Origin of the sequence: Comamonas flocculans, from assembly GCF_007954405.1 — a bacterium.
GTDB classification, from domain to species: domain Bacteria; phylum Pseudomonadota; class Gammaproteobacteria; order Burkholderiales; family Burkholderiaceae_C; genus Comamonas_C; species Comamonas_C flocculans.
Window position 1 is genome coordinate 1843283 of sequence record NZ_CP042344.1, and the last position, 22839, is coordinate 1866121.

The following is a 22839-nucleotide window of genomic DNA, read 5'->3' on the forward strand; positions in this document are numbered from 1 at the left end:
TTGAACCATGAGCATGAGTGATCCCATTGCCGACCTGCTGACCCGCATCCGCAACGCCCAGATGGTCGCCAAGACCACGGTGTCGGCCCCCGCCTCCAAGGTGAAGGTGGCCATCGCCCAGGTCCTGAAGGACGAGGGCTACATCGAGGATTTCCAGGTCAAGAGCGAAGGCGGCAAGTCCGAGCTGCAGATCGCGCTGAAGTACTACGCCGGTCGTCCGGTGATCGAGCGCATCGAGCGCGTCAGCCGCCCCGGTCTGCGTGTCTACAAGGGTAGCAGCGCCATCCCGCAGGTCATGAACGGCCTGGGCGTGGCCATCGTCACCACGCCCCAGGGCGTGATGACCGACCGCAAGGCGCGCGCCAGCGGCGTGGGCGGCGAAGTGCTGTGCTACGTCGCCTGACGCGCAAAGGAGAAATACCGCAATGTCTCGCGTAGCCAAAGCACAAATTGCCATTCCTTCGGGGGTGGATGTTTCCATTACTGCCGACCACATCCAGGTCAAGGGTTCGGGCGGCACGCTGTCCGTGCCGCAGAACGCCCTGGTCAAGGTGGCCAGCGACGGCGGCAAGCTCAGCTTCTCGCCGACCGACGAAAGCCGCGAAGCCAATGCCCTGAGCGGGACCGTGCGCCAACTGGTCAACAACATGGTGGTCGGCGTCAGCCGTGGCTTCGAGAAGAAGCTCACGCTCATCGGCGTGGGCTTCAAGGCGACGGCCTCGGGCAACAAGCTCAATCTGAGCGTGGGCTATTCCCACCCCGTGGACTTCGTGATGCCCGCCGGCATCAGCGTGGCCTGCCCGACGCCGACCGAGGTCGTGCTCAAGGGCGCCGACCGCCAGGTGGTGGGCCAGCTGGCCGCCGAGATCCGCGCCGTGCGTCCGCCCGAGCCCTACAAGGGCAAGGGCATCCGCTATGCGGACGAGACGGTCGTGATCAAAGAGACCAAGAAGAAGTAAGGAGCTGCACCATCATGCTAGACAAGAAACAGCAGCGTCAGCGCCGTGCCCGCCAGACCCGCATCCGCATTGCCCAGCAGGGCGCGGTGCGCCTGACCGTGCATCGCACCAACCTGAACATCTACGCCACCGTGATCTCCGGCTGCGGCACCAAGGTGCTGGCCAGTGCGTCCAGCGCCGAAAAGGAAGTGCGCGAAGCCCTGGGCGGCCAAGGCAAGGGCGGCAATGCGGCCGCGGCCTCGGTCGTCGGCAAGCGCATTGCCGAAAAGGCCAGGGCGGCGGGTGTCGAAAAAGTGGCGTTTGACCGCGCCGGTTATGCCTACCACGGCCGGGTCAAGGCCCTGGCGGAAGCAGCCCGTGAAGCGGGTCTGCAGTTCTGAGCGGAGCGGAAAATGGCAAAGTTTCAACCCAAGATGCAAAACGACGAGCGCGACGACGGTCTGCGCGAGAAGATGATCGCGATCAACCGCGTCACCAAGGTCGTCAAGGGTGGTCGCATACTCGGTTTTGCCGCCCTGACCGTGGTCGGTGACGGCGATGGCCGCGTGGGCATGGGCAAGGGCAAGTCCAAGGAAGTGCCCTCGGCCGTGCAGAAGGCCATGGAAGAGGCGCGCCGGCGCATGGTCAAGGTGTCGCTCAAGAACGGCACCATCCACCACAACGTGGTCGGCCGCCATGGCGCCGCCACGGTGATGATGGCACCGGCCCCCAAGGGCACCGGCATCATCGCCGGCGGCCCGATGCGCGCGGTCTTCGAGGTCATGGGCATCACCGACATCGTGGCCAAGAGCCACGGTTCGTCCAATCCCTACAACATGGTGCGCGCCACCTTCGACGCGCTGGCACGCTCCACGACGCCGGCGGAAATCGCCGCCAAGCGGGGCAAGTCGGTCGAAGACCTCTTCGCCGCCTGATGCCGGCAACCGAATCGAGGCATACAGTGACTACACAGCAGACTCTCAAGGTGCAACTGGTACGCAGTCCCATAGGCACCAAGCAATCCCATCGCGACACTGTGCGCGGGCTGGGTCTACGCAAGCTCAACAGCGTGAGCGAGCTCAAGGACACGCCCGAGGTGCGCGGCATGATCAACAAGATCGCCTACCTGGTGAAGATTGTCTGAAAGGTCGATCATGAAACTCAATACCATCCAGCCCGCTGCCGGTGCCAAGCATGCGCCGCGTCGCGTAGGCCGCGGCATCGGCTCGGGCCTGGGCAAGACCGCAGGCCGTGGCCACAAGGGTCAGAAGTCGCGTTCCGGGGGCTTTCACAAGGTCGGCTTCGAAGGCGGCCAGATGCCGCTGCAACGCCGACTGCCCAAGCGCGGCTTCAAATCCGTTTCGCTCAAGTACAACGCTGAAGTCACCCTCGCCGCTCTGGAGCGCCTGGGCGCCGCCGAGGTCGATCTGCCCACGCTCAAGCAGGCCGGCCTCGTCGGCCAGATCGCGCGTGTGGTCAAGGTGATCAACAGCGGCAGCCTGAGCAAGGCCGTCAAGCTGACGGGCGTCGGTGCGACCGCAGGCGCAAAGGCGGCGATCGAAGCCGCCGGCGGCAGCGTCGCCTGAGGGGGCCGGGCGCATCGTGGCAACCAACGCGGCCCAGCTGGCAAAGACCGGCAAGTTCGGCGACCTGCGTCGCCGGCTGGTATTTCTGCTGCTCGCCCTGGTGGTCTATCGCATCGGCGCGCACATTCCCGTGCCCGGCATAGACCCGAACCAGCTCTCGCAGCTGTTCAACAGCCAGCAGGGCGGCATCCTCAACCTGTTCAACATGTTCTCCGGCGGTGCGCTGGAGCGCTTCACCGTCTTCGCTCTGGGCATCATGCCCTACATCTCGGCGGCCATCATCATGCAGTTGATGACCTACGTGATACCGACGTTCGAAGCCCTGAACAAGGAAGGCGAGTCGGGGCGGCGCAAGATCACCCAGTACACGCGCTACGGTACGCTTGGCCTGTGCCTGTTCCAGTCGCTGGGCATCGCCGTGGCGCTGGAGAGCACCCCCGGTCTGGTGATAGAGCCGGGCTTCAGCTTCCGCGTGACCGCAGTGGTCAGCCTGACGGCGGGCTCCATGTTCCTCATGTGGCTGGGCGAGCAGATGACCGAGCGGGGGCTGGGCAACGGCATTTCGCTGCTGATCTTCGGCGGCATCGTTGCCGGACTGCCGAGCGCGCTCGGCGGCCTGCTGGAGCTGGTACGCACGGGTGCCATGAGCATCATCATCTCGCTGTTCATCGTGGCGCTGGTGGTGTTGGTGACCTATTTCGTGGTGTACGTGGAGCGGGGCCAACGCAAGATCCTGGTCAACTATGCGCGCCGGCAGGTGGGCAACAAGGTCTATGGTGGCCAGTCCTCGCACCTGCCGCTGAAGCTGAACATGTCGGGCGTGATCCCGCCGATCTTCGCGTCGTCCATCATCCTGCTGCCCGCGACGGTGGTGAACTGGTTCAGCACCGGCGAATCCATGCGCTGGCTCAAGGACCTGTCCAGCACGCTCACGCCGGGTTCGCCCATCTACGTGATGATGTATGCGGGCGCGATCATCTTCTTCTGCTTCTTCTACACGGCGCTGGTATTCAACAGCCGCGAGACGGCAGACAATCTCAAGAAGAGCGGCGCCTTCATTCCAGGCATCCGTCCGGGCGAAAACACCGCCAGGTACATTGACAAGATCCTGCTGCGCCTGACCTTCGTCGGTGCCATCTATGTCACCCTGGTATGCCTGCTGCCGGAATTCCTGATCCTTCGCTACAACGTGCCGTTCTATTTTGGCGGCACCTCGCTGCTGATCATCGTGGTCGTGACCATGGACTTCATGTCCCAGGTGCAGAGCTACCTGATGAGCCAGCAGTACGAATCCTTGCTCAAGAAGGCGAATTTCCGCACCACCATCAATGGCTAGCCTGATGGGAAGTGATCGTATACAATACTCGGTTCTGCAAAACGCACAGGGCGGCAGGCCGGAGCGCTTTAGGAATCGGCGCGGCTCAAGGTGAGAGTGCCGTTCGCATTGCCCAGGAGAAAGAAATGAGAGTGTCGGCTTCCGTAAAGAAGATTTGCCGCAACTGCAAGATCATCCGCCGCAAGGGTGTGGTGCGCGTGATCTGCAGCGACCAGCGCCACAAGCAGCGCCAAGGTTGATTGAACGATTAGAGGACGCAAATGGCTCGTATCGCTGGTATCAATATCCCGCCGCATCAGCACGCCGAAATCGGCCTGACGGCGATCTATGGCATCGGTCGCTCGCGCGCACGCAAGATCTGCGACGCCTGCGCCATCGCCTACTCGACCAAGGTCAAGGACCTGACGGACGCCGATCTCGAGAAGATCCGCGACCAGCTGGCGCAGCTGACGCTCGAAGGCGACCTGCGTCGCGAAACCACGATGAACATCAAGCGCCTGATGGACATCGGGTGCTATCGCGGCATGCGCCACCGTCGCGGTCTGCCGGTGCGCGGCCAGCGCACCCGCACCAATGCGCGCACCCGCAAGGGCCCGCGCAAGGGCGCCGCAACGCTGAAGAAATAAGGTATTGAAAGATCCATATGGCCAAATCTCCCTCCAGCAACGCCGCGCAGCGCGTACGCAAGAAGGTCCGCAAGAACGTCTCCGACGGCGTGGCCCACGTGCACGCCTCGTTCAACAACACCATCATCACGATCACCGACCGCCAGGGCAACGCCCTGTCCTGGGCGTCCTCCGGTGGCCAGGGCTTCAAGGGTTCGCGCAAGTCCACGCCGTTTGCCGCGCAGGTGGCTTCGGAAATGGCCGGCCGTGCCGCAATGGAGCAGGGCATCAAGAACCTGGACGTGCAGATCAAGGGTCCCGGCCCCGGCCGTGATTCGTCGGTGCGCGCGCTTGGCGCCCTCGGCATTCGCATCACCTCGATTTCCGACGTGACCCCGGTGCCGCACAACGGCTGCCGCCCGCAGAAGCGCCGCCGCATCTGATTTTTCTCCCCTAAGCCCACCGCCACCCATCGCCTGGCGCGAAGGTGGCTCCTGCGGCCCGACCCGCAGCAGATCCCCCAATCAAGGAAACCCCCGTGGCACGCTACCTCGGCCCCAAGGCCAAACTCTCCCGCCGTGAAGGCACCGACCTGTTCCTCAAGAGCGCGCGTCGCTCGATTGCGGACAAGGCCAAGTTCGACTCCAAGCCGGGCCAGCACGGCCGCACCTCCGGCTCGCGCACCTCGGACTATGGCCTGCAGCTGCGCGAGAAGCAGAAGGTCAAGCGCATGTACGGCGTGCTGGAGAAGCAGTTCCGCCGCTACTTCGAAGAGGCCGAGCGCCGTCGCGGCAACACCGGTGCCAACCTGCTGTCGCTGCTCGAATCGCGCCTGGACAACGTGGTCTATCGCATGGGCTTCGGCTCCACCCGCGCCGAGGCGCGCCAGCTCGTGTCGCACAAGGCGATCACGGTCAACGGCCAGTCGGTGAACATCGCTTCCTACCTCGTGAAGGAAGGCGACCAGATCGCGGTACGCGAGAAGTCCAAGAAGCAGGCGCGCATCGGCGAAGCGCTGCAGCTGGCCCAGCAGGTCGGCATCCCCGCCTGGGTGGAAGTGAATGCCGACAAGGTCGAGGGCGTTTTCAAGAAGGTGCCCGATCGCGACGAGTTCGGCGCAGACATCAATGAGTCGTTGATCGTCGAGTTGTATTCGCGCTGATCGCCAGTTCCGCAGGCATTTTGCAATCGTTCCACACCGCGAGGCATCGCGGTGCTGGCGCTTCATCAGCCTTACCGGTGTAACGAGCCGGGGGCATTGAGAGGAAGTCCGCATGCAAACCAATTTGCTCAAACCCAAGACCATCAACGTCGAGCAGGTCAGTGCCAACCGTGCCAAGGTCGAGCTCGAACCGTTCGAGCGCGGCTACGGGCATACGCTGGGCAACGCCATCCGCAGGGTTTTGCTGTCTTCCATGGATGGTTATGCGCCGACCGAGGTGTCGATTGCCGGCGTGGTGCATGAATACGCCGCCATCGACGGCGTGCAGGAAGATGTCATCAACATCCTGCTGAACCTCAAGGGCGTGGTGTTCAAGCTCTTCAATCGCGACGAGGTCACGCTCTCCCTGCGCAAGGACGCCGAGGGCGTGGTCGTGGCCGGCGACATCCAGACGCCGCACGACGTCGAGATCATCAATCCCGAGCATCCGATCGCCACGCTGTCGGCCGGCGGCAAGCTGGACATGCAGATCAAGGTTGAAAAGGGCCGTGGCTACGTCCCCGGCAACCAGCGCTGGCACGGGGACGAGCCCAACAAGACGATAGGGCGCATCGTGATGGATGCCTCCTTTTCGCCCATTCGCCGCGTCAGTTACACGGTCGAGAGCGCCCGCGTGGAGCAGCGCACCGACCTGGACCGTCTGGTGCTCGACATCGAAACCAACGGCACGCTCACGGCCGAAGAGGCGGTGCGCACCTCGGCCAAGATCCTGGTCGAGCAGCTGGCGGTGTTCGCCCAGCTCGATGGCGGCGACCCCTTCGAGGCCGGCGCCTCCGCTGCGCGCACCGGCGCCGCCACCTTCGACCCGGTGTTGCTGCGCCCGGTCGACGAGCTCGAGCTCACCGTGCGCTCGGCCAACTGCCTCAAGGCCGAGAACATCTACTACATCGGCGACCTGATCCAGCGCACCGAAAACGAGCTGCTCAAGACCCCCAACCTGGGTCGCAAGTCGCTCAACGAGATCAAGGAAGTGCTCGCCTCGCGTGGCCTGACCCTGGGCATGCGCCTGGAAAACTGGCCGCCGGCAGGGCTTGAAAAGCGTTGACTGAGAATCGGGCGGCACCTCTGCCGCCCAAGTGCCGCGGGAGGTACCTGATACGGCCCCCTGCATAACAAGCGTAAAGAAGGAAAAGCACCATGCGTCACGGAAACGGACTGCGCAAACTCAACCGCACCAGCGCCCATCGCAAGGCCATGCTGCAGAACATGATGAACTCGCTCATCGAGCACGAGGCCATCAAGACCACTGTGCCCAAGGCCAAGGAACTGCGCCGCGTGGTCGAGCCCATGATCACCCTGGCACGCCAGGACACCGTGGCCAACCGCCGCCTTGCCTTTGCGCGTCTGCGCAACCGCGACAGCGTCACCAAACTGTTCACCGACCTGGGGCCGCGCTTCAAGGCCCGTCCGGGCGGCTACACCCGCATTCTGAAGATGGGTTTTCGTGTGGGCGACAACGCTCCCATGGCCTACGTGGAACTCGTGGACCGCGCAGCGCCCGCTTCCGGCGACGAAGCCAAGGCCTGAAACCCTGCTACAATAGCCAGCTTACCGCGCGGTGGAGCAGTCTGGTAGCTCGTTGGGCTCATAACCCAAAGGTCGGAGGTTCAAATCCTTCCCGCGCAACCAATCAGATCAAGCGCCTCGCTTGAATTCGAAAGCCCACTTCGGTGGGCTTTTTTGTGTCTGCGTGACCCGTCCTGCCCCGGTTGACACCTTTTTCTGCCAGGAAGGAAGGTCTCATGGAATCAAGGACCAAGCGCATGCAGTGGGGACTACAGCCCGGCTTTTAAGCGGGCCGCTGTGGCTCGTCGCGTACTGCGCATCTCAGCCCTGTCCGGAGCTGGGGACTTGCACCATGTGTTGGGACACGAGCAGAGAGCGGGCTTCAGCCGCCGCCGGAACCATCAGTGCCGTGGCGCCCCCGGAAAGATCTTCACGGCCGGGTTTCCTGCCGCGCGAGGCCGAAAGGACGTCAGTTAGCTCTGCGGCAGCCCTTCAAGGGGCCGTCACATGACCCGGTTGCAGGCCAAGGCCGGTGTCCTTGCGCGTTCGATGCCTGGCGACCTTGCAGCAGAAGAAGGGGGCGCCGCAACCCGCTGCGACGATTGTTGGCCTCCCCGCTCCTGCGGGTGTTTTGCTTCTTGACATGGATCATGGTCTTCGCACAGGCTGCTCGCCATACTGACGCTTTGCACACACTTTCGGGGCCTTGCCATGGAGCCGGTTGCCTTGCGCATCATTTGTGAAGAGCATTTTTCCATTGCTGCCGTGCTGCGCTCGCTGCGCATGATGCTCAAGCGCGGCCCCGAAGACGATCCGCAGGCGTTCTTCGACGCCATGCGGGCGATGCTGTTCTACATCGACGAGGTACCCGAGCAAGACCACCACCCCAAGGAGTCCCGCTTCCTGTTTGCGCCCTTGCTCGCACGGGCGCCTGAGCATGTGCCCCTGCTCGAGCGGCTCGAGCGCGAGCACCTGGACGGCGAGCGCACGGTGCGCGAACTGCAGCACCAGCTGCTGGCCTGGGAGCTGATGGGCGAAGGGCGGCGCCCGGCGTTTACCCAGGCGCTCAACAGCTACATCACCTTTTACCTCGAGCACATGCGGCTGGAAGAGACCCTGATCCTCCCCGCGGCGAACAAGGTTCTCACGGCGGAGGATTGGGCGCGCATCGACGAGGCTTTCATGGCCAACCAGGATCCGCTCGGAGGCGACGCCTATCGTTCGCCGGAGCACGAGCGGCTGTTCCAGCGCATCGTGCACTGCACACCCAGCCCGATAGGCCTGCGCCAGGAGCTGGCTGCGGCCCGGTGACCTCGTGCATCGTCCGGTGCTGGCGCCGACGTGCAGCCTCTCGACAGGGCACAGGCCGTGGCCGATGCAATACCTGCGGCGTCCGGCGCTGAAGCGCCGCAAAGTTTTCTTCAACCCGCAGGCGCTTCCTGGCCGCCGCCTGCGCCGCCTGTCGCACCCAGATACCGTACGGCAACCACGGTGATGTCGTCGGCTTGCGCCGCGCCAGACTCGAAGTCGCGCACCGCCTGCAGGATGTCCTGCGGCAAGGCCCGGGCCTTGGCGCTGCGGGCGCTGACCGCCTGCACCAGCCGCGGCTCGCCAAACAGCTCGCCGGCGGCGTTCGCCGCTTCGGTCACGCCGTCGGTGTACAGCAGCAGGGTGTCGCCCCGCGCCATTGCCAGCGTCCCCGGTTTGAAGGGCATGCCTTCCACCACCGCCAGCGCAATGTTCTGGCCCTGCGGCAGCATCTGCACCTCGCCGCCCGAACGCAGCAGCAGCGGCGGGTTGTGCCCGCCGTTGACGTAATCCAGACGGCCTGTGTCCAGGTCCAGCACGCCGAGGAAGGTGGTGACGAACATCATCTGCTCGTTCTCCGCGCAGAGCCGGTCGTTCAGCCTGGCCATGATGTCGGCGGGCTCGCGCAGGAACTGCGCGATGCTCTTGAGCAGCGTGCGTGAAATCGCCATGAAGAAGGCCGCCGGTATGCCCTTGCCCGAAACGTCGGCGATCACCAGCGCCAGGCGGTTGTCCTCCAGCAGGAAGTAGTCGTAGAAGTCCCCCCCCACCTCCTTGGCAGGAATCATCAGCGACGAGACGTGGACCGCTCCGGTCTCGGGCTCGGTGCGTGGCAGGATGGACAGCTGCATGGTGCGCGCAATCTCCAGCTCCTGGCGCAGGCTGATCAAGACCTCCTGTTCGGCCATGGCCTTGCGCAGGCGCTTGAGCAGGTCGATCAGCCTGTCCTGCTGGCTCACCACCAGCCCGGACAGGCGCCCCAGCGTATTGGCCAGGCCGGCCAGGGCGTTGTCGTCTTCGGTGTCCTGCACGGGCTCCAGCGCGGCCAGCACTTCGGTGCGCGATTCTTCATCCAGGCTGCCCGCGAGCTGGCGCAGTTCGCGGCGTATCAAGCGCTCCTGCTGCTGTCGCACGCGCCCGCGTTCGTCGCGCAGCATGCGCAGGTTGATCATCTCGCCGCGCAGCGCCGCCACGCCGCGCGCGATCTGCCCGGCTTCGTCGGGCAACTCCTGGTCGTCTTCATCGGGCGCGGCGCGCAGGTCGCCCTGAGCCAGCGCGCGCAGCACGCCGACGGAGCGATCCAGCGGCCGCAAGGCCCGGCGCAGGACGAAGGACAGCGCAAAGCCCAGCAGCCCGATCAGCAGCACGATGCCTGCCACGGCCAGCGCCTGCATGCGCCGGTCGATGCTGCGCTGGGCGGTGGTATCCCAGACGGAGAGCAGCGACCCTATGGGCCGCCCGTCGGGCCCGATCAGCGGCAGGGTCGCCGTGAGCCAATGGCGGCCGCTGGCGCTCTGGCCCTCCAGCACCCGGGCGTGGCGCACGGTCTGCGCCAGACCTTCGGCTTGCGCGAGGCCCACCTGCGTTCCTGTCACCTCGCGTCCGCGCAGGTTGACGACGAAGCTCTCGCCCTCTATCGCATGCGCCATCTGCGGCAGCAGCTCGCTCAGGTCCTGCCCCAGGGCGAGCACGCCGCGCGCGCCCGTCGGGCCAAAGCTTTGCGTGGCCACCAGGTAATAAAGCTCGCGCGAAGCCTGGCTCAAACCCAGCAGCGGTGCGCTGCCTGAAAGCGCACGGCTGAGCCAGCCGGCATCGACCATCGCGTCTTGCAGCAGGCTGCTCGAACTCGACTGCACCAGAGCCCTTTGTTCGTCGAACCAGTCGGCGCGCCAACCCGGGTGTTGCTCCAGCAGCGGACGCACCAGGGCGTTGAGCGCCTGCCTGTCCCTGGCCTGCCAGGCGCGCTCCAGCGACGCCTGTTGCAGGGTGGCCGCGACGCCGGCGCGCAGGGCCGCGCCCGATTCGTCCTGCAGTCGGCTCCAGGCGATGGATTGCGATTGCAGCAACACCCCATGGTAGCGCTCGCTCAAGACCCGATCACGCTGCCAGGCGATTGCGCCCACCATCAACGCCAGCGCCATGGCGGCGATCAGGGCCAGCAAGGTGATGCGTGTTCTAAGCGGCATCCGCGCCCTCCGCAGGGCAGCGGCCCGGTGTGGGCAGCCAAGGGAGCACCACGGCAGCCAGGGCGCAGAACACAAGAGCGCCGCGGCCCCAGCCGCCCAGCTGCGCCATGGCTTGCGGCGCCCAGACCTGCAGCGCCAGCAGGCACAGGCCCGGGCCCAGGGCCACGCCGCCCAGCAGCAGGCCCAGCCCAGCCGACCGGCCTTGGCGGCGCGTGGCCGGCAGCGCCACCAGCATCAGCAGACCCAAGCCCAGCGCCAGCAGGCCCAGCGGCTGCAGTCCGGTGCCGGCCAGCGCCAGCAGCCACGCTGCAAGGCCCAGCCACAGGCCGCGCCAGCGCGCACGTGCGGTGCGGCTTGGCAGGTCGGACAAGACCAGCGCCGGCATCTGCGAATACTGGTCGCGGCCTTCGACCCTTGCCAGGCCTTCGTCCAGCAGTGCGCGCTTGGTCTGCTCGGGCTCGGTACGCCGCAGCGACTGCGTCAGGCGTTGCAGGCGTTCAAATTGCTCGTTGACATGGCGCAACTGCGCCCTGAGCCAGGGCAGACGGGCATCGAACTCGCGCCGGCCCAGGCGGGGCAGGCGAAAGGCGAAGTCCCCAGCGCCTATGCGGCTGCAGGCCGCGGCCACGATGCGCTCGCGATGCAAGACCTCGCCCGCAAGGCTGTAGCGCAGGCCCTCGGCCCCAAGCGCACCGGTGAAAGCGAGCAGTGCGACCAGGGGCACTGCCCAGAGCGTCAACAGCGTGGCCGTGGCGGGTTCGCGCCACAGTACATGGATGCGCGCCACCGGTATGCCGCTGACGGTCACCGGGGCCTGGACGGCAAGTGCGGCCGCGCCCGTCTTGCCGCGCGCGCGCTGGTGCAAGACCTGGTCCCGACTGTCGTGCAGGCTGGCTGCCAGCAGGTCGTCAAAGGCCTGCAGGCGGTGTTCGAACAAGGCCGTCACTCCCACCAGCTCGTTCAGCGGCACGCCCACCTGCACCGCATGTTGCACCTGCTGCGCCATGCCATCCGCCACCAGACGGGCGCGGCCTTCGGCCTCCTGGATGGCCATGCCTTGCAGCTGGTGCACCGCCACCCAGCTCAGGCCCAGAAAGACCAGGCACAGCAGTACCAGGCCGCGCAGGGCAAAGCGCCGCGCAGCATGCACAGGCGGGCCGCCGCGGCGCTTCACAGCGGCTCCCGCGCCTGCGCCAGACCATCGAGCGCGCCAGCGATGCGCTGTTCGGCCCGCTGCAGCCGTGTGGCGGCCTGATCCATCAGGGCCTCATCGCGAGCGGATGCCAGCGCGCGCAGCGACAGCCTGGCCAATACGAGGGTGGCCAGGGTGAGGCCGAACGCCGCCGCCAGCGCGGCCGCCAGCACCGGCCAGGGCGAGGGGGGGGGCGCCAGCGCCGAAGTGATGCACACCTGCCCCGCGAGCTCGCCAAATGGCCCGTGCACGGGAAGACCGAGCGTGAAGTCTTCTTCGCCGACGACGCGCCAGGCGGTCAGGGAAGCGGCCTGCGCATCCGTCGCCACGCCAGCCTGTGCCCCGGTGCTGGCCAGCAGCCATTCGGCCGGAACCTGTTCGCCGATGGCCCCGCGGTCGGTGCTGAAAAGGGAGATGGCGCCGGCGTCGAACACCTCGGCCGCGACCAGCGTGGGGTCGTCGGCCAACAGGTCTTCCAGCATGGCCTGGGCCTGGTGGCTGCCGGCCAGATCGAAGCCCAGCGCCAGGTTGGTCTGCAGGCGTTCACGCAGGGACTGCAGTGCGATCTCGAGTCGCGCTTCGCGCAGGCCCTGGGCCTGCGCGCGCTGCAGGCCGGCGAGCAACGCCACCAGCAGCAGCAGGCCCAGCATGGCCATCAGCCACCAGCGCCAGGCGAGCTCCACGCAGGCAGCGAGTCCGGGGCGCGGGCGGGGCAGCTGCTCGGGCCCCGGGTTCATTGCACCACCTCGGCCACGTTCAGCAGCGCCAGCGGCGGATACAGGCCCAGCGCCTTGGCCGTGCCCATGTTGATCAGCAGCGAAAAGCGCTGCAGCGATTCGGCGGGGATGCGCTCCACAGGCGTCTTGTCCACCAGGATTTGCGCCGCCTTGTAGCCGGCGAAGCGCCCCACATTGGTGCCGTTGGCGAACAGGCCGAACATGCAGGATGCCTTGCGGACTATGCTCTCTGTAGCGCAAAACGTAGGCAGGCCTTCGGAAATTGCCGTTTTTGATACCAAATCCCGGTGCGTGAAGGCAAGGAAGGTGCTGGGGCCGACATAGAGCAGGTCGGCGCCGCGCTCGCGCAGCCCGCGGATGAGCGCGGGCAGCGCCTGGGCCTGGGGTTGGCCGCTCGCGTCCAGCGGCAGTGCCGCTTCCAGCAGCTCGAAGCCCTCGCCGCCCGCCATGCGGCGCAGTTCATCGGCCACGCCCACGGTATTGGATTCGGCCGGGTTGGTGATGTAGCCCAGGCGCTTGAAGGGCAGGTAGCCGCGCATCGCGTTCAACTGCACCGCCACGGGCGCCACGTGGCTGACGCCGGTGACATTGCGTCCCGGCGGGTTGGTCTGCCTGAGCAGGCCCGAGCCCACGGGGTCGGTCACCTCGGTGAAGACGATGGGGATGTCGCGGATGTGCTGGTCCGGGCCGGCGTCGTGCTTGCCGGCCATGGCCAGGGTGGTGCCCGTGCCCCAGGTGTAGATGAGGTCGGGCGCCAGCGCACGCACCTTCTCGACCGTGGCCGGCCCGTCTTCGGCGCGGCCCGAATACACCACGGTGTCGATCTTCACGTTCAGGTTGCGCTTGAGCAGGTAGTCCTGAAAGCCGGCCTCGGTGTTTTCGGGCCGGTGCGGCAGCACCATCACGATGTGGTAGCCCGGCGCCGCGGCTGGCTGCGGCGTCTGCGCCGGCGCACGCATCGGCACGCTGGCCGCCAGCAGGGCCGCCAGGATCAGGGCGGCGCCCGGACGCTGCCGGGCTTCAAGCCATTGCATGTTTCACTCCGTCGGCCTGCGCGGCGCGCAAGCCTGTCATCAAACCCAGCGTACCCAGGGCGAGCAGCGCACCCACCACCAGCACTGCGCCGTCCATGCCCAGCCGCGCCACCGCCAGCGCCACCACGAAGGGCGCGAGGATGCTGCCCACGCGCTCCAGGAAGCGAAACGCCGCGAGCGCCTGCGCCGGTGTGACGGTTTGGGCGCCCGCCAGGCTGGCGCCTTGCGCTTGCGCGCTGGATGCCTCGAAGGCCTCGGTGACCAGCACCAGTTGCGGCGCCGATTGAAAAGCCTGCGCCACCCCAAGCAGCGCGCAGCACAGCGCCGCTCCCCAGGCGCCACCCACCAGCACCATCAGGCCGCAGGCCAGGGCCGAGAGCGCGCAACCCCAGACGACCCAGGAGCGGCGCTGCCCGCTCAGGTCAGACCAGCGCGCCACCAGCGGCGCCACGATCATGAATGCGAGAAAGTAGGCCAGCAGCACGCGCCCGGACACCGCGGCGCTCTCGCCCTGTGCCTGCAGGTACAGCGGCGTGACCACCACCAGCAACGCCACCGCGGCCAGGCGGGCCGGCACCGCAGCGTACCAGGTCACCGCCATCACCTGGCGGTTGCGCAGTATCGCCGCCATGCCGCGCCAACCCAATGCCGGCGGGACGTCGCTGCTTTCGTGCTGCAGCCGGGGCAGGCTGATGCTGACCAGCGCCGCCATGCCCAGGCAGAGCGCGCAGGCGGCGAAGGCCAGAGTGGTGCCCAGCCGCTGCACCAGCAGGCCGCCCAGCGCCGGGCCGCAGACGCCTGCGGCAACGATCGCGGCGGCCACCTCCACCAGGCCGCGCCCGCGGCTGCGGCTGTCGGTCAGGCGCACGATGGCCGTCTGCGCCAGGATGAGCAGCAGGCCGTAGGCAAGCCCGCTGCCCGCGCGCAGCAGCATCAGCGTGGCCGCGTCCTGCGCCCAGGCCGTGGCCAGCAGCAGCGCAGCGCCGGCGAGCGAGCTCAGAAACAGCGCCCAGCGCATGGCCACGCGCCGGGCCAGCCAGGGCCCGAGCGGCTGCGCCAGCGCCAGCGTGAGCATGAAGGTGGCCACCGGCAGCACCGCCACCGTGGTGGGTGAAATGGCCAGGCCCGGCGGCTGCATTTCCGAGGCGAACACGGTGAAGAAGGGGCGCAGCAGCTCGTCCGAGAGCGCGGTGAGAAAGACCAGCAGGCGTATGCGCGTGAGCGCCATGGCGCGGGCGTTGGGCTGCTCGCCGCGCAGCACGGAGGCGGCCTGCGCAGCCAGGTCTTGCAGCGTCTGGCGGATGTCTTGCCACCAGTCGTGCAGCCGCTGCGTGCCCGCGCGGTGGGCGACGTCCGCCTGCAGGCGCAACCTGCGCGCCTGGCGGCACCACTGCGCCCAGAGCACGGAAAAATCCAGATAGGGCTTGAGCACCGAGCGCTGCCAGGTGGCGCCCAGCATCTCGCGCGCCAGCACCAGGCCGACCAGAATCGCAAAGGCCAGATCGATCAGCACGGCCCGCACGCGTGCATCGATGTAGGCAAACGTGGTGCCGCTGCTCAGGCTGGCGTCGCTGCCCGCTGCCGCGCCCCCACCGGCCAGCGCGGTCACCGTTTGCCGCACCAGGCGAAAGGCCGTGTCGCCCTCGCCCGCGGCGGCCAGCGCCCGGGCTGCCTCGCTCGCGCTCGCCCTGGTCTGGCTGACGAGTACCGGGGCGCTGTCGGGCGAACTCTGCCAGGCAAGGAAGGCCACTTCGGGGGCGGTTTCGAGCTCGGCCTGGAGCATGGCATCCACGCCCACCAGCCTGTCGGCGGGAATGCCCAGCGAGAGCGCACGCTGCACCTGTTCCTGCGCCATGCTGAGCACCGAGCGGGCGTTGCGGTCGATCTGCTCGAGCAGCAGCGGCTTGGCCAGCTGGCGACCCTGCCAGGCCAGCAGCGTCAGGGCGGCAAAACTCAGCAGCATGGCCGCCGCCAGCAAGGCGCCGGCGCGCCGGCCACCGGGCGCGGCGCGCTCGAGCTCAGGCAGGTGGAGGGCGTCTTCGGGCTCGGCAGCGCCGAGCGCCGAGCCCGCCTGCCGCAGGCGCCGGCCCGTGAGCAGGGCCCAGGCCATGCCGATACCGCCGAGCGCAAGCGACAGGAGCATGCCCACGGCCAGGGCGTAAGGCCACAGTGGCCGGATCACCGACCATGCGGCCGCCCGCAAGGCGCTCAGGTCATAGACCAGCCACAGAACCCCGGCGCGATGGCCCGAGGGGTCGAGCAGCGCCGTGCCGACGAACATCTGCGCGCCCTGCTGGCGTACCAGCGATGCCACGGGCGCATCCGCATGGTTGCCCGAGCCCATGAGCCGGGCGGTCCAGCTGCCGTGCAGCGCACCGGCGTAGCGGCCGGCCGACTGGCCGAGCTCGGCCACCACCTCGCCGTCGCCGGTGGCGACCCAGCCGCCGACCAGCTCGGTGTCCTGGGCGCCCTGGCGTGCCAGCACCACAGGCAGCTGCGTTTGGTCATGCAGACCCAGCCCCAGCCGGTAGCCGAAGGCGATCTGGTCGCTGACGCGCTGGGCGGTGCGCAGGCTGCGGCTTTGCGCAAATTCCAGCATCACCTGTTCGATGCGCAGGCCGATGAGCAGCGCCGACAGCAGCACCAGCAGCCAGGCGACCGGCGCAGCCACGCGAAACGCCGACATGCCGTGGCTCCAGGCCCCGGCTGCGTGCCCCGCGGGCGTGCGTGTGCCGTCGGAGCGCATCTCAGAACTCTCCCGATGCCGGCCGCAGATCCGTCCCTGGTGCGTAGTTGCCGGAAGGCTCCATCCGATCGGGCAGGCGGGCCGGCGCGGGCGGAGGGTTCACCAGCCGCGAGGCTTCGTCGCGCGACGGATCGTCCATGTACGCGTCGGCAGACTCGCCCGGAAACTCGCGCCCCGGCGGAGCGACGATGCGCGCCGCCGGCCCGGCGCCGCGCGGTTCCGACTCGGGCAGCGCCACCACGCGCGGCTTGATGAGGAAGAGGCGCTCGCGCACCTGGCGGTTGTCCACCTTGTGCGAAAACAGGCTGCCGAGCAGCGGGATTTCTCCGAGCACCGGGATCCGGTCGTTGGAATGCACGGTCTGCTGGGTGTTGTAGCCGCCGATCAGGAGGGTCTGACTCTCGCCCACGATGGCCTGGGTGCTGACGGTGCTGCGCCGCACCGTGGGCAGGCCGTCGACCTGGCGGTCCTGAATCTGTCCGTCCTCGATGTCCACGTCGAGCTGGATGGTCGGTCCCAGCCGGTCGCGCTCGATGTAGTGCGGTGTGACCTTGAGCGTGGTGCCCACGGTGACCGGGGTGACCGTGGCCACGCGCTCGCCGGTGGTGCGGATATAGAAGGTTTCGGACAGGTCGAGCAGCGCGCCGGTGTGGTCTATGGTGAGGATGGACGGGCGCGACTGGATCGAGGCTTCGCCTATGCCTTCGAGCGCGCGGATGCGCGTGACCAGGTAGTTGCCCGCATCAAGCACCACGCTGTTGGTGTTGATGTTGGCGCTGCGCGCGGCGCCCGATATGGTCAGCGCCCCGGCCGCTGGCGAGACGTCGCCAAAACCCGCTGCCACGCCGCCCTTGCGCCCGCCCCAGGCGATGCCCAGTTCATCGAGGCGCGTGGAGTTCACGTCGATGATCATGGCCTCGATCTCGATCAGCGCGGTGGGCACGTCAAGCTGCTCGATCAAGGCCTGGTACATCGGCAGGCGGTCGGGCGTGTCCTGCACGATCAGCGCGTTCAGGCGCGAGTCGGCCTGGATGGAGGGCCTGGACAGGCGTGCGCTGGCGGACGCGGCCGGGTCCGCGCCTTCGGCCGTGGCCGCCGCCGTCTTGTGCGCATCGCCGCCGGACAAGGGGGCGATGGGGGCGAGCTGGTGGCTGCTGGGCGGCAGCGCCGCGGCCTGCGGGTTGCCGCTGGCGCGCAGCGGCGCCGCCAGGCGGTTGACGGCTTCGCTGTCGGCCCCGATCGGGATCACGTCGGTGGCGGCGCCGCCGTCGCCGCCGCTGATCAATGCGCGCAGCACGCGGGCGAGCCCCGGCGTGGTGAGCTGTCGGTCCCGGTAGGTGATGGTGCGGTCGTCGACCGAGGCGTGCTTGAGCCGAAACACCGCCACCTTCTGCCCCCCGCCCAGCGGCGGCAGGCTGGCCATGGTGCGCTGCACCAGCGCCACGTAGGCTGGCGGGCCCGAGACCAGCGCCAGACCCTGCTCGGGCAGCTCGCCCCAGCCGAAGCGCGCGTCCAGCACGCCCAGGCTGGTCAGGGCCTTGCGTACCGCCGGCATGCTGGAGCCGGAGGCGTTGATCGAGGTCGTGCTCATCTCGCTGGTGCGGCTGATGAACAGCGTGCCAGCATGGGTGAACCACTGAAAGCCGTAGGCGCTGCCGAGCTGGTCCAGGAATTCGCCGGGGTTGCGCGCCTGAAAGCGCCCGTTGACCTTGCCACCGATCTGCGGCGAAAGATCCAGCCCGAGGCTGAAGGAGCCGGCGAAGTCGCGCAGCACCTCGGCCACCGAGACGGGCTTCTCGGCGTAGTAGTTGAAGGGGTCGTCCGTCCAGGGCGGCGGGCTGGCGTAGGCCGTCGGCCCGGCCAGGCCCAACACCGCGACCAGGCTTGCCAGCACTGTCGCGCGGCGGCCCCAGTGCCACGCATTGGCGCGCATCATGTTCGGCGCCCTCATTGCCTGGACAGCACCTGGCCCCAGAAGGCCAGTTCGTTGACGAAGTCGCCGACCAGCTCGTCCACTTCCTGCGTCGAGCTGGCGGCCGCGGTCTGGCTGAGCCAGAACGCGCGCTCGCTGGCGTCCACCACGCAGGCGGCGCCAGCGCCCTGGATGCGCCCGCAGGCGAGCGCGCCCATGCTGCGCAGCAGCTCGTCGCGCGCCGGGCCGGCTTCGGGCAGCTCGCACAGGCGCGAGCGCACCTGGATGCGTCCGTCGGACAGGCTGCGCAGCTGCAGCCGGTAGCGCTCGTCCACCGTGAGGTTGAGCCGGCTGCCGTCGTGCGGCCCGCTCTGGCCCAGTGCGGTGGCGGCGTAGCTGGCCAGCAGGGCGTTGCCGGCAGTGGGGTGGGAAGCGGTCAGCATGCGTGTTCCGTGAAGCGGGTGTGGCCGGCGCCGCGGCAGGCCGATTGGGGAATGGCGCAGGGCGCTCTCATTCGTGTTCTTTCATTTGCTGCAGCAGCCGCAGGACTTCGGCCACCGGTTCGACAAGCTCCGATGGAATGTACTGGCCGCTGCTGGCCTGTTCCATCAGGGAATGCGCGAGCGGGATGTTCTGCATCACCGGCACGCCGGCTTCGCGTGCGGCGCGCATCATGCGCTCGGCCAGCGCCCCTTCGGCCATGGCCAGCACCACGGGCAGTGGTGTTTCGCCCTCCTCGTAGTGCAGGGCCACGGCGATGTGCGTGGGGTTGGTCACCAGCACCGTGGCCTTGCGCGCGCTGTTGACGGCGCCCTCCTGCATCATCTGCTGGTGCAGCTGCTTGCGCTGGTGCTTGATGTGCGGGTCGCCCTCCATCTCCTTGTATTCGCGCTTGACTTCGTCCTTGCTCATCATGAGCTGCTTGCGGTGCGAATAGCGCTGCCAGGCAAAGTCCGCCAGCGAAATGACGGCATAGGCCAGGCCGATGTTGATCAGCATGGTCTTGATCAGCGAGCCGATCACCTGCCCCATGCCCGCCAGGCCGGCCTGTGGAATGCTGGTCATGATGGGGAAGGCGTCGCGCAGCAGCAGCCACAGGAGCGCCGACAGAAAGCCGATCTTGATGGCCGACTTGAGAAACTCCACCAGATTTTTCTTGGAGAAGATGTTCTTGAGGTTGGCGATGACGTTGAGCTTCTTGGCCGAGGGCTTGAGCTTTTCAAAAGCCAGCACCAGGCCGACCTGCATCGCGTCGGCAAAAATGCCCAGGATCAGAATGATGAGCAGGAAGGGCAGCAGCACCCAGGTGGCGGCCTTGAGCAGCTCGGAGCTGACCACGTTAGCCGCGTCGGCAAAATTCATCTGCAGCACGGTGGCGGGCAGCAGAATCATCTCCAGCAGGTCGTCCACGATCTTGCCGCCGGCCACCAGCATGTAGCCGAAGATGGCCAGAATCAGAATGGTCTGGGTGAAGTCCTTGCTGTAGGCGACATCGCCTTTCTGGCGTGTATCACGCAGCTTCTTGGCTGTGGGCTGTTCGGTTTTTTCGCTCATCAGCGCCCCCACTGCTCGTTCAAGAAGGGCACGGCGCGCCCTACGGAATCCACGAGGTCGCTGCCGTAGTCGAACAGCGAGGCGGCGTAAAGAATCAGGATCAGCACCGCCAGTCCGCTCTTGACCGGCATGGCGACGAAGAACACCTGCAGCTGCGGCGCAAAGCGGCTGACCAGCGCCAGCCCGAGCTCGGCCAGAAACATGGCCACCATCGCCGGCGCGGCCAGCAGCAGCGCCATGCGCACCAGGCGGTTGAGCTGCTCGAGCATCAGCGCGGCGGAGTCGGGGTGCAGCTGCGGCGCCCAGTCGGTGACGCTCCACAGTCGAAAGCTGTCGTACAGCCCACCCAGCAACAGGCCGAAGCCGCCCGACACCAGGAAGAAGACGATGAAGGCCTGATTCATCAGGATGCCCATGGGCGAGGAGTCGTTGCCCGTGAGCGGATTGAGGGTGGAGGAGATGCTGGCCCCGCGCTGGTTGTCGATCAGAAAGCCCACGGCCTCGAAGGTCCAAAACGGGATGGCCGCGAGGTAACCCAGCACGAAGCCGATGAAGGCCTCCTTGACCACCAGCAACGTCCAGACCGCGGGCGAGGTCAGATCGGCGCTGCCCAGTTGCGCGTGCAGCAGCGGCACCGTCAGCAGGCCCAGCGCCCCGGCGGCGCCGAAGCGCAGCAGGCCGGGCACCACCTGGGTGTTGAACAGGGGCAGGGCGATGAACATGGCAAGGATGCGCGGCTGTGACAGTGCCAGCGCCAGCAGCCAGGACTTGAGGTCTTCGTAAGTAACCGGCGCGTCCATCGGGTTCCCTGCAGGCGGCCCGGCTCAGCGCCCCGCCAGCGCCAGCGCGTCGAAGATCTGTGCGCCGAAGTTGAACATCTCGCCCCCCACCCAGCGCGCCGTCAGCAGCAGCGTGACGGTGACCGCGATCAGCTTGATGCCGAAGGACAGCGTCTGCTCCTGGATTTGCGTGAGCGCCTGAAACAGCGAGAACAGCGTACCCACCAACGCCCCCACTGCGATCGGCGGCAGTGACAGCCACAGCACCAGATACAAGGCTTGTGTGAAATACGCGACGACGTCTACGGTTTGCATGGTCAGGCAAATGGAATATTGATGAAATCGGCCTCTAACGCTTGCCCCGCTTGCGCCGGCAGCTATTTGTTTTGTGGATCAAAGATAGGTCAGGATCAGGCTCTGCACCAGACGCGACCAGCCGTCGAGCATGACGAAGAGAAACAGCTTGAGCGGCAGCGAGATGGTGACGGGCGAGACCATCATCATCCCCATGGCCAGCAGGATGTTGGAGACGATGAGGTCTATGACGACGAAAGGCAGGTAGAGCAGGAAGCCGATCTGGAAGGCCGCCGTCAGCTCCGATACCAGAAAGGCCGGCATCAGCACCATGAAGTCGCGCTCGGTCATGCCGGCCGACAGGTCCGGCCCCCACAGGCGCTGCGCGGTGCGCAGGAAGAAGTCGCGCTGCTCCACCTTGCTGTTGCGCGCCATGAACTCACGCAGGGGCTCTGCGCCTTCGCGCACGCCGCTTACCAGTGCGGGCACGCTGCCCAGGGTCTCGGGGTTGGCGCTGAGCCTGTCGGCCATGTGCACGCCCACCGGCGCCATGATGTAGGCCGAGAGAATCAACGCCATGCCGTACAGCGCCAGATTGGGCGGCACCTGCTGCACCCCGAGGGCGTTGCGCAGCAGCGCCAGCACCACGGCGATCTTCAGGAACGAAGTGGTCACCACCACCACCGTGGGCAACAGTGCCAGCAGGGCCAGCACCAGGGCCAGCGTGATGGGGTCGAACCCGGTGTTCATGCAGGGCAGTCGTGCTTGCGCTTCAGGGGTTCTGGAGCGTGAGCGTGCGCACGCTCACGCCCAGCTGGCCGTCGATTTGCACCAGATCGCCCTCGCCGATCAGCGCGCCGTTGGCACGGATGCGCACGCCACCCGAGAGCGGGCGCGCCAGCTCCAGAGTTTGTCCCGGCTGCAGCGCGCGTGCCTGCGCGAGGGTGAGCGTCACCTCGCCCAGGTCGAAGGACAGGCGCACGGGCAGCGCGTCCAGCGAAGCGAGTTCGGCATCGGCGTCCAGCGGTTCGGCGGGCGCGGGTTCGGTGGTGGGCATGGTGGCACTCCAGGCATGGGTGACGATCAGCACGGGGGCCTGCGGCGGCTGCGCCTGAGGCCCGGCTGAAGCTTCGGATTCGGATTCGTACGGGGAGAGCGCGGGCAACTGCACGCGCAGGCCCTGCTGGCCATCTGCGCTGAGCCAGAGCGTGCGCTGCGCGTCCACATGGTTGACGTCGAGCAGCACGACGTCGCCCGCGCCGAGGCTGGCCAGCTCTTGTGCGGTCACCCGGGTGCAGCCGATCTCGGCGGGCAGGCGCAGCGGCCAGAGGGCATGTGGCGCGGGCGGGCGGGGCGCACGCCTGACCAGCAGGCCGGCCAGCAACAGCAGGCCGAGCGCATCCAGGTGCAGAGTGGCATCCAGCGCCGCCGGACCATCGCTTTGGCGCAGCAAGGCCTGCACGCCATGCCTGCAGCCGGCCGGAAGCTCGGCACCGGTGGCGGCCTGCAGCAGCTGGGGCTCACCGCGGCCCAGCGTGCGCAGCGCGGTGAAGACGTCGCCCAGGGCCGCCTCCAGCATGGCCAGCGCCAGCTCGGCGGGCAGTTCGGTGAGGCTCGCGCCGTCGAGCAAGGGGGCGCTCAGCTCGCCCACGCTGGCCGGCGGAACGCAGACGCACAGCGTGGCGCCGGCCCATTCGACCTGCAGCATCCAGTCCTGTGGGGCAGGAGCGGCACCACCCGCCAGCGGCCGCAGATCCGCCTGCCAGGCCTGGCCGCCCAGACGCAGCGCCAGTGCGCCGCCGCGCTGGGCGATGGTGGTGCGCGCCTGGGCTTCGTTGCGCGACAGGCGTTCGAGCGCGGGCGGCGATGCGGGCGAGGACAGATCGTTCATGAACGGTGCAGGG

Annotated in this window: 26 protein-coding genes and 1 tRNA gene; 15 read left to right on the plus strand and 12 right to left on the minus strand. The window is 67.4% G+C overall.

Going from position 1 to position 22839, the window contains the following annotated elements:
• Nucleotides 1-7 precede the first annotated feature (7 nt).
• The 15 genes from rpsH to FOZ74_RS08950 all read left to right on the plus strand — a co-directional run bounded on the left by rpsH (nucleotide 8) and on the right by FOZ74_RS08950 (nucleotide 8504).
• Nucleotides 8-403 carry a 30S ribosomal protein S8 gene (gene rpsH / locus FOZ74_RS08880; protein WP_146912729.1) on the plus strand — a complete coding sequence of 132 codons (396 nt, stop codon included), beginning with the start codon at nucleotides 8-10 and terminating at the stop codon, nucleotides 401-403.
• 22 nt (nucleotides 404-425) lie between these two features.
• Nucleotides 426-959: a 50S ribosomal protein L6 gene (rplF, locus tag FOZ74_RS08885; protein ID WP_146912730.1), complete on the plus strand. Its 534-nt coding sequence runs from the start codon at nucleotides 426-428 to the stop codon at nucleotides 957-959.
• 14 nt (nucleotides 960-973) lie between these two features.
• The gene (gene rplR, locus FOZ74_RS08890; RefSeq protein ID WP_146912731.1) at nucleotides 974-1339 is read left to right on the plus strand and encodes a 50S ribosomal protein L18; all 366 of its coding nucleotides are present in this window, start codon (nucleotides 974-976) and stop codon (nucleotides 1337-1339) included.
• Nucleotides 1340-1351: 12 nt separating this feature from the next.
• On the plus strand, nucleotides 1352-1873 hold the full coding sequence (rpsE, locus tag FOZ74_RS08895; protein ID WP_146912732.1) for a 30S ribosomal protein S5: 522 nt from the start codon (nucleotides 1352-1354) through the stop codon (nucleotides 1871-1873).
• A 26-nt stretch (nucleotides 1874-1899) separates the two neighbouring features.
• Nucleotides 1900-2082, plus strand: coding sequence for a 50S ribosomal protein L30 (rpmD, locus tag FOZ74_RS08900; protein ID WP_146912733.1), 183 nt, complete (start codon nucleotides 1900-1902; stop codon nucleotides 2080-2082).
• A gap of 10 nt (nucleotides 2083-2092) precedes the next feature.
• Entirely contained in the window at nucleotides 2093-2524 is a 432-nt protein-coding gene (rplO, locus tag FOZ74_RS08905) for a 50S ribosomal protein L15 (protein ID WP_146912734.1), read from the plus strand.
• A gap of 16 nt (nucleotides 2525-2540) precedes the next feature.
• Nucleotides 2541-3860: a preprotein translocase subunit SecY gene (gene secY / locus FOZ74_RS08910; RefSeq protein WP_146912735.1), complete on the plus strand. Its 1320-nt coding sequence runs from the start codon at nucleotides 2541-2543 to the stop codon at nucleotides 3858-3860.
• Between the two features lie 125 nt (nucleotides 3861-3985).
• Complete coding sequence (rpmJ, locus tag FOZ74_RS08915; RefSeq protein WP_084301239.1) at nucleotides 3986-4099, plus strand: 50S ribosomal protein L36; 114 nt, start codon at nucleotides 3986-3988, stop codon at nucleotides 4097-4099.
• A gap of 21 nt (nucleotides 4100-4120) precedes the next feature.
• Nucleotides 4121-4486 (plus strand): 30S ribosomal protein S13, encoded by a 366-nt coding sequence (rpsM, locus tag FOZ74_RS08920; protein ID WP_146912736.1) that lies wholly within the window; start codon nucleotides 4121-4123, stop codon nucleotides 4484-4486.
• 17 nt (nucleotides 4487-4503) lie between these two features.
• Nucleotides 4504-4908, plus strand: a complete 405-nt coding sequence (gene rpsK, locus FOZ74_RS08925; protein ID WP_146912737.1) for a 30S ribosomal protein S11 — start codon at nucleotides 4504-4506, stop codon at nucleotides 4906-4908.
• 95 nt (nucleotides 4909-5003) lie between these two features.
• Entirely contained in the window at nucleotides 5004-5627 is a 624-nt protein-coding gene (gene rpsD / locus FOZ74_RS08930) for a 30S ribosomal protein S4 (RefSeq protein ID WP_146912738.1), read from the plus strand.
• A 112-nt stretch (nucleotides 5628-5739) separates the two neighbouring features.
• Complete coding sequence (locus FOZ74_RS08935; protein WP_146912739.1) at nucleotides 5740-6732, plus strand: DNA-directed RNA polymerase subunit alpha; 993 nt, start codon at nucleotides 5740-5742, stop codon at nucleotides 6730-6732.
• A 92-nt stretch (nucleotides 6733-6824) separates the two neighbouring features.
• Nucleotides 6825-7214, plus strand: a complete 390-nt coding sequence (rplQ, locus tag FOZ74_RS08940) for a 50S ribosomal protein L17 (RefSeq protein ID WP_146912740.1) — start codon at nucleotides 6825-6827, stop codon at nucleotides 7212-7214.
• A gap of 25 nt (nucleotides 7215-7239) precedes the next feature.
• A tRNA-Met gene (locus FOZ74_RS08945) sits at nucleotides 7240-7316 on the plus strand.
• A gap of 588 nt (nucleotides 7317-7904) precedes the next feature.
• Nucleotides 7905-8504, plus strand: coding sequence for a hemerythrin domain-containing protein (locus tag FOZ74_RS08950; RefSeq protein ID WP_146912741.1), 600 nt, complete (start codon nucleotides 7905-7907; stop codon nucleotides 8502-8504).
• A 110-nt stretch (nucleotides 8505-8614) separates the two neighbouring features.
• Here FOZ74_RS08950 and FOZ74_RS08955 read toward each other — a convergent pair whose 3' ends face one another.
• The 12 genes from FOZ74_RS08955 to sctQ form a co-directional block, all read right to left on the minus strand.
• Entirely contained in the window at nucleotides 8615-10687 is a 2073-nt protein-coding gene (locus FOZ74_RS08955; protein ID WP_146912742.1) for a PP2C family protein-serine/threonine phosphatase, read from the minus strand.
• Entirely contained in the window at nucleotides 10677-11861 is a 1185-nt protein-coding gene (locus FOZ74_RS08960; RefSeq protein ID WP_146912743.1) for a hypothetical protein, read from the minus strand. The genes FOZ74_RS08955 and FOZ74_RS08960 overlap by 11 nt, the downstream gene beginning before the upstream one ends.
• Complete coding sequence (locus FOZ74_RS08965) at nucleotides 11858-12616, minus strand: hypothetical protein (protein ID WP_146912744.1); 759 nt, start codon at nucleotides 12614-12616, stop codon at nucleotides 11858-11860. The genes FOZ74_RS08960 and FOZ74_RS08965 overlap by 4 nt, the downstream gene beginning before the upstream one ends.
• Nucleotides 12613-13650: an ABC transporter substrate-binding protein gene (locus FOZ74_RS08970; protein ID WP_146912745.1), complete on the minus strand. Its 1038-nt coding sequence runs from the start codon at nucleotides 13648-13650 to the stop codon at nucleotides 12613-12615. The genes FOZ74_RS08965 and FOZ74_RS08970 overlap by 4 nt, the downstream gene beginning before the upstream one ends.
• The gene (locus FOZ74_RS08975) at nucleotides 13637-16396 is read right to left on the minus strand and encodes an MFS transporter (protein WP_146912746.1); all 2760 of its coding nucleotides are present in this window, start codon (nucleotides 16394-16396) and stop codon (nucleotides 13637-13639) included. The genes FOZ74_RS08970 and FOZ74_RS08975 overlap by 14 nt, the downstream gene beginning before the upstream one ends.
• Nucleotide 16397: 1 nt before the next feature.
• Nucleotides 16398-18332, minus strand: coding sequence for a type III secretion system outer membrane ring subunit SctC (gene sctC / locus FOZ74_RS08980; RefSeq protein WP_255437536.1), 1935 nt, complete (start codon nucleotides 18330-18332; stop codon nucleotides 16398-16400).
• An 11-nt stretch (nucleotides 18333-18343) separates the two neighbouring features.
• Nucleotides 18344-18751, minus strand: a complete 408-nt coding sequence (locus tag FOZ74_RS08985; protein WP_146912747.1) for a type III secretion system chaperone family protein — start codon at nucleotides 18749-18751, stop codon at nucleotides 18344-18346.
• A 67-nt stretch (nucleotides 18752-18818) separates the two neighbouring features.
• Nucleotides 18819-19865, minus strand: a complete 1047-nt coding sequence (gene sctU / locus FOZ74_RS08990) for a type III secretion system export apparatus subunit SctU (RefSeq protein ID WP_146914145.1) — start codon at nucleotides 19863-19865, stop codon at nucleotides 18819-18821.
• Nucleotides 19862-20662 (minus strand): type III secretion system export apparatus subunit SctT, encoded by an 801-nt coding sequence (gene sctT / locus FOZ74_RS08995; RefSeq protein ID WP_146912748.1) that lies wholly within the window; start codon nucleotides 20660-20662, stop codon nucleotides 19862-19864. The genes sctU and sctT overlap by 4 nt, the downstream gene beginning before the upstream one ends.
• A gap of 24 nt (nucleotides 20663-20686) precedes the next feature.
• The gene (gene sctS, locus FOZ74_RS09000) at nucleotides 20687-20956 is read right to left on the minus strand and encodes a type III secretion system export apparatus subunit SctS (RefSeq protein WP_146912749.1); all 270 of its coding nucleotides are present in this window, start codon (nucleotides 20954-20956) and stop codon (nucleotides 20687-20689) included.
• Between the two features lie 78 nt (nucleotides 20957-21034).
• Entirely contained in the window at nucleotides 21035-21685 is a 651-nt protein-coding gene (gene sctR, locus FOZ74_RS09005) for a type III secretion system export apparatus subunit SctR (protein WP_146912750.1), read from the minus strand.
• 22 nt (nucleotides 21686-21707) lie between these two features.
• Nucleotides 21708-22826: a type III secretion system cytoplasmic ring protein SctQ gene (gene sctQ, locus FOZ74_RS09010; protein WP_146912751.1), complete on the minus strand. Its 1119-nt coding sequence runs from the start codon at nucleotides 22824-22826 to the stop codon at nucleotides 21708-21710.
• Nucleotides 22827-22839 lie beyond the last annotated feature (13 nt).